Origin of the sequence: Bradyrhizobium sp. (genome assembly GCF_016462955.1) — a bacterium.
Classification (GTDB): Bacteria; Pseudomonadota; Alphaproteobacteria; order Rhizobiales; family Xanthobacteraceae; genus Bradyrhizobium.
The window spans coordinates 5065-10561 of sequence record NZ_JAEMSD010000222.1 but is presented as its reverse complement, the minus strand read 5'-3'; the positions used below and the strand labels follow the sequence as shown (position 1 = coordinate 10561).

Below are 5497 nucleotides of genomic sequence, written 5' to 3'. Positions count from 1 at the left end.
CAACTGGTGCACGGGGTAGGGATAGGCAAAGCCTTCGAGCGCGATGCCATAGGGCTCACGGGGTACGGTGTCGGCAGCGTTGGCGGAAGAGGCCGGGGCGGTGAGGAGGATTGCGGCGAGCGCGGCGGGGAGGATGCGGTTCATGAAGGTCTCCGTCATGCCCGGGCTTGTCCCGGGCATCCACGTGCCAGCCGCAATAGAGACGTGGATGGCCGGGTCAAGCCCGGCCATGACGGAGGTGAGAGCTCACACGCAATTGTGTGATCTCATGCGCACGGCGTGATCAGTCCTTTCCGTCGCCGAACAGCGCGGCGAACTGCTTCTGCCGGAGCGGGTGAAGTCGACGACGCGGCTGCCCGGCGTGGCGTCGCGCGCCGCCCATTTCAGCTCCGCGAAGCGCTGCATCATGGCGGCCCCCAGCGTACCGGCGAGACGATGGCATCGCTCGCTCCAGTCGAGGCAGGCCCTGCTCACGGGCCGCCGCGGATGGTGAGCATGCCGGGCGAGATCTGCAGATGCTTTGCAAGGAAGCGAAGGCTTTAGTGGCGAGCCTTTAGTGGCGAGCCTTTGGTGGCAAGGCTCTGGAGCAACTCTTTAGCGGTTCGGCGCTTGTGGCGCACAATGAATCAAAAGACACGATTCGACATGTTACAATTTTGCAAACATGGACACGGCGCGATCCAAACCTGTCAATCATGACCTGAACGCGGCATGAATGCAGCCCGGGCATTGTTGTGCCTGTGGCAGCTGGAGGAAGGCGTCTGGATGCATCATTCGATCTTCGGCGAGTTCTCGAAATTGCCGTCGGTATCCATCGTGTACAGATGCTTCAGGCGGCCACCTTCGCCGAGCAGGTAGTAGTGATTGCCGACGACGCCGGTCTCGTTGCGCGCGCCGCGAAAGACGATGAGTCGGCTGCTGGCGCGGCTGACCACGGCGTCGAAATCGTCGCCGACCTCACGCCAGCCGGACACCGTGAACAGTTCGGTGATGCGGCCGGTACGGGCATCCAGCAGTACGGGGGCGACGCAGGTCGAGCCGCAGGGCAGCTTGACGACGTAATAGTGGCCGGCCGCGCTGACCTTGTCGTCGCCGATGGCGTGATCAAACTGCTCGCGAACGTCGCGCAAGTACTGGTTGTGGAGGCGCGGCCTTGCCGGTTTTCCGGTGAAGACCTTGGCCGGATAGTCGGCGAATTTCGGGGCGATATCCGCATGGGCCGGCAGGATGTCCCCCGCAATAAGCAGGGCAGGAAGCAGACGTAGCAGGCGGTGCATGGGGGTCTCGAAAGCGTCCTCGCCCCGGTTGGTCGCCCGGCGGGACGAATGGTTCAAGAGTTGCGAGGGCTAGCCAGCATTATTCCCGAACAGCGCGGCGAACTGCTTCTCGCCGGTACGGGTGAAATGCACCACGCGGCTGCCGGGCGTGGCATCGCGCGCGGCCCATTTCAGCTCGGCGAAGCGCTGCATCAACGCCGCGCCCAGCGTGCCGGCGAGATGATGCCGCCGCTCGCTCCAGTCCAGGCAGGCCTTGCACACCGGCCGGCGCGGATGCGTGAGCATTGCGGGCGAGATCTGCAGATGCTTGGCGAGGAAGCGCTCGCCCTCGGTCGTCAGCGCGATGTCCTGCTTCTTCTGCCTGATCAAATTTCGTTCGCGCAAGGAGTCCAGCATCTGCACGCCGAGATCGCCGGCGAGGTGGTCGTAGCAGATGCGCGCACGCCGTAGCGCCGGATCCTTCGGTCCGGTGCGAACGCGCATGTGGCCGGTGCGCGCGGCAAGGCCCGCTAGGCCCTCGAGCACGCCGGCGACGTCGTCGTCGGTGAGGCGGTAATAGCGGTGGCGGCCCTGCTTCTCCGGCTCGATCAGGCCGCCGGACTCCAGCTTCGACAGATGCGAGCTCGCGGTCTGCGGCGTGATGCCGGCCTCCTGCGCCAGCTCGCTCGCCGTGAGCGCGCGGCCGTTCATCAGCGCCGTGAGCATGTTGGCGCGCGCGGGGTCGCCGACGAGGGAGGCGACCATGGCGATGTCGGGACCTGCTTTCATGCTTCGATGTTAGCCGAAGCATTGTCGCCGGGCAAGCGCGTAGCGTGTTCTCACACCGTCGTCGCGAACGAACGGCGCAGCGAGGCTGTAAAGCCGATCCTCACCCTGAGGAGCGCGCTCTTGCGCGCGTCTCGAAGGGCGAGGATCGGCCGGGCCTGCATCCTTCGAGACGTTTGCTTCGCAAGCTCCTCAGGATGAGGAGCTCACGGTTGTTCGCGCAATCTCGAGAACAGGAAAAGTCCAGATGTCCGTCACCGTCTTCATCCGCTACCAGCTCGATCCCTTCAAGCGCCCGCAATTCGAGGAATATGCTAAGCGCTGGCTCACCATCATTCCGAGATGTGGCGGCGATCTGATCGGCTACTTCATGCCGCATGAGGGCACCAACAACATCGCTTCCGCTCTGATTTCGTTCGAGAGCCTGGCGGCGTACGAGTCCTACCGCAAGCGGCTGCGCGCCGATCTCGACGGCACCGCAAACTTCAACTACGCGGAGGCGGAGAAATTCATTCTCGCGGAAGAGCGCACCTTCCTGCGCAAGGTGGTATTGTAGGCCATCAACGCAAGGAGACGCCCATGATCGCCGTAATCTTCGAGGTCTGGCCGAAGCCGGAACACCGCCAGGACTATTTCGAGCTCGCCGCCGATCTGAAGCCGCTTCTGCAGACCATCGACGGCTTCATTTCGGTCGAGCGCTTCGAGAGCCTGACCGAGAAGGGCAAGATCCTGTCGGTGTCGTTCTGGCGGGATGAGGCAGCAGTCGCGGCCTGGCGCAACACGATGGAGCATCGCCGCACCCAGGCCAAAGGCCGCGCAAAGATCTTCGCCGATTATCATCTGCGCATCGCCAGCGTGATCCGGGACTACAGCATGACCGACCGCGAGCAGGCTCCGAAGGACAGCCGCGCGATGCATGATGCGCACTAGCGCACCCGAAAGCAGGCGCCTATGTCTGCGTGGCCAACAGGGGAGAGAAACAATGCACGTGACGACCGCCGACAAGCGCGCGACGTTCAGGAAAATGCACGAGAGCGGCTGCTTTATCCTGCCCAATCCGGTCGATGTCGGCAGCGCAAAAGCCCTGCAGCATCTCGGTTTCAAGGCGATCGCATCCTCGAGCGCGGGCTTCGCCTGGACCATCGGCAAGGCCGACAATCACGTCACCGTCGAGGATGTCTGTCAGCATCTGGCAGCATTGAGCTCATCCGTCGACATCCCCGTGAATGCGGATTTCGAGGGCGGCTTTGCGGTCGAGCCGGAGAGGGTCGCGGACAACGTCGAGCGCTGTGTGCGCACCGGTGTCGCAGGCCTCTCGATCGAGGACTCCACCGGCGACAAGGACAAGCCGCTCTACGACCGTGCGCTCGCGGTCGAGCGCATCACGGCCTCGCGCAAGGCGATCGGGGACAGCGGCACGCTGCTGGTCGGCCGCTGCGAGGCGTATTTGTGGGGCGTGACCGACCTCAAGCTCGTCATCGATCGCCTGACCGCTTACGCCGATGCCGGCGCCGACTGTCTCTATGCGCCGGGACTGAAGAGCCGCGAGGACATCAGCGCGGTGGTGAAGGCGGTTCATCCAAAGCCCTTCAACCTCTTGATCGGCGCGACCGGCCTGTCGCTGCAGGAAGCCGAGGATCTCGGCGTGCGCCGGATCAGCGTCGGCGGCTCGCTGGCCCGCGCCGCCTGGGGCGGCTTCATGCGCGCCGCGAAGGAGATGGTGGAGAAAGGAACGTTCACGGAGCTCGGCAACGGCTATCCCGGCGGCGAGCTCAACAAGATGTTCAGTTAGCAGGACAAGGAAAAGCGGCGGGACCTTGTGGATCCCGCCGCTCTCTTAGTCCTACGTGGTTCGCTCTTACTTCGCGCCCTCTGACGGTGCCGGCGTAACCGGAGCAGGCCTGCTCGGCGCCGCGCCGGTGGTCATGCCCGGCTCGGTGTTGCTGCGCGGGGTCACGTCACGCATGCCGGAAGGTGCGGCCGGGTTGGCCGGAGCCGTCTGCGCCGTCTGCGAGGCCGACGGGTTGCTGGCCTCGTTCGTCGTGCTGCTATTGTTCAAGCCATAGAACACGGCGCCTAGCACCAGGGCGATTGCCACCGCAAACATCGCGACCTTGCCGCTTGAGGCAGGGCCTTCGCTGAGCTGGGGATCGGCCTGAAGGTCAGCATCCCGGCGCGCCGTGCGAGAATACTCATCGTCGGCGAGGTTCGGGCGGTACGGATCGTTGGGAAAACGGTCGTCAGCCATCGATTGGATCTCCTCGGTTATGACGCCAAGACAACCCTCAGATGTGAGATTCCGTTCCGCGCCTGTTATGCTTTCGTCGCATGTTGCTCTGGTGTCGGGAATCGGGAACCTGTTGGCTCGGGAGCTGAACCGCGGGTTCCATGCCGCCACAGGGGAATGAAGCCGATGTGGAGTCTGCCGCCGACCGATAGCGTGCTGCACTTTCTGGCTCTGGTCGCCTTGACCGCGGAGGGCATGACGGCGGCACTGGCCGCAGGGCGGCGCAGCATGGATTATGTCGGCGTTTGTCTTCTCGCTTGCATTACAGCGCTCGGCGGCGGCACGCTGCGCGATCTGTTTCTCGGTCACTATCCGCTGATATGGGTGGCCAACCCGATCTACCTCGCACTGCCGGGCGGGGCGGCGTTGCTGACGATCCTGATCGCGCGCCTCGTGCATCGGCTGCACCTCGCCTTCATCGTGCTCGATGCGATCGGCCTCGTCGTCTTCACCATGATCGGCTGCAATGTCGGCTGGCAGATGGATGCCTCGCTGCCGATCGTGATCGTCTCGGGCATGGTGACCGGCTGCGCCGGCGGCGTGTTGCGCGACGTGCTCTGCAACGACGTACCGCTGCTGTTCCGATCCGAGCTCTACGCCAGCGTCTCGGTGGTGACGGGCCTGTTCTATGCGACCGCGTTCGGCTTCAATCTCAATGCCGAGCTCTGGACGATCTTGACCTTCGTGCTCGGCCTCAGCTTCCGCCTGCTCGCGGTGTACTACAAATGGGAGATGCCGAAATTCGTGTTCGCGGGGGATGAGGAGAAGGAGCGGTGAACGCCGTCGCTATTCCCCATTCGCCTCTCGCTTCCTTGCCTTCGCCACCTGGGCCGGCGTCACCAGCAGGCCCGCATTGCCCCAGGAATTGCGGATGTAGTTCGTCACCGCCGCGATCTCCTGGTCGGACAGTTGTTTGGCGTATCCCGGCATCTCGCCTGTGTTGGGCGCGCGCGGCGTTGTCACGGTGTGGGCGCCGTCGAGGATGATGCGCAAGGTGGAGGAGGGGTTGTTGGATTGCAGCAGCGCATTGCCCGGCAGCGGCGGATAGATGCGCGGGGCTCCCGTGCCGTCGGCCTCATGGCAGGCGATGCAGAGTTTTGCGTAGACCGCCTGGCCGGCCTTCATCTCGGCATCGTCGGGCGGCGTCACGATCGTCTCGCGTCGCATC

The 5497-nt window shown here is 64.2% G+C and carries 8 protein-coding genes and 2 pseudogenes; 4 read left to right on the top strand and 6 right to left on the bottom strand.

The genetic code is table 11. The annotated features are described in order from the left end of the window. From JHD07_RS21680 to JHD07_RS21665, 4 genes and pseudogenes are all read right to left on the bottom strand, one after another. A pseudogene (locus tag JHD07_RS21680) lies at nt 1-180 on the bottom strand (alpha/beta hydrolase); the annotation flags it as partial. Between the two features lie 103 nt (nt 181-283). Continuing rightward, nucleotides 284-533 (bottom strand): annotated as a pseudogene (locus JHD07_RS21675) (transcriptional regulator); the annotation flags it as partial. A 237-nt stretch (nt 534-770) separates the two neighbouring features. Next, on the bottom strand, nt 771-1277 hold the full coding sequence (locus tag JHD07_RS21670; protein WP_291625610.1) for a hypothetical protein: 507 nt from the start codon (nt 1275-1277) through the stop codon (nt 771-773). A gap of 69 nt (nt 1278-1346) precedes the next feature. Next, the gene (locus tag JHD07_RS21665; protein ID WP_291625609.1) at nt 1347-2045 is read right to left on the bottom strand and encodes a winged helix-turn-helix domain-containing protein; all 699 of its coding nucleotides are present in this window, start codon (nt 2043-2045) and stop codon (nt 1347-1349) included. A 244-nt stretch (nt 2046-2289) separates the two neighbouring features. Between JHD07_RS21665 and JHD07_RS21660 the strand changes: the two genes are divergently transcribed. From JHD07_RS21660 to JHD07_RS21650, 3 genes are read left to right on the top strand one after another with little or no spacing between them, the layout of a single operon-like run. Then, nucleotides 2290-2598, top strand: a complete 309-nt coding sequence (locus JHD07_RS21660) for an NIPSNAP family protein (protein ID WP_291625607.1) — start codon at nt 2290-2292, stop codon at nt 2596-2598. A 23-nt stretch (nt 2599-2621) separates the two neighbouring features. Then, nucleotides 2622-2972, top strand: coding sequence for an antibiotic biosynthesis monooxygenase (locus JHD07_RS21655; RefSeq protein WP_291625606.1), 351 nt, complete (start codon nt 2622-2624; stop codon nt 2970-2972). A gap of 52 nt (nt 2973-3024) precedes the next feature. After that, entirely contained in the window at nt 3025-3834 is an 810-nt protein-coding gene (locus JHD07_RS21650) for an isocitrate lyase/phosphoenolpyruvate mutase family protein (protein ID WP_291625605.1), read from the top strand. Between the two features lie 66 nt (nt 3835-3900). Here JHD07_RS21650 and JHD07_RS21645 read toward each other — a convergent pair whose 3' ends face one another. Then, nucleotides 3901-4290 (bottom strand): hypothetical protein, encoded by a 390-nt coding sequence (locus tag JHD07_RS21645; RefSeq protein ID WP_291625603.1) that lies wholly within the window; start codon nt 4288-4290, stop codon nt 3901-3903. Nucleotides 4291-4455: 165 nt separating this feature from the next. On the opposite strand from JHD07_RS21645, the gene JHD07_RS21640 reads away from it, so the two are divergent. Next, nucleotides 4456-5106 (top strand): trimeric intracellular cation channel family protein, encoded by a 651-nt coding sequence (locus JHD07_RS21640; RefSeq protein ID WP_291625600.1) that lies wholly within the window; start codon nt 4456-4458, stop codon nt 5104-5106. A 9-nt stretch (nt 5107-5115) separates the two neighbouring features. On the opposite strand, the gene JHD07_RS21635 is transcribed toward JHD07_RS21640, so the two are convergent. Then, on the bottom strand, nt 5116-5497 hold a 382-nt coding region (locus JHD07_RS21635), incomplete at its 5' end, for a cytochrome c (RefSeq protein WP_291625598.1).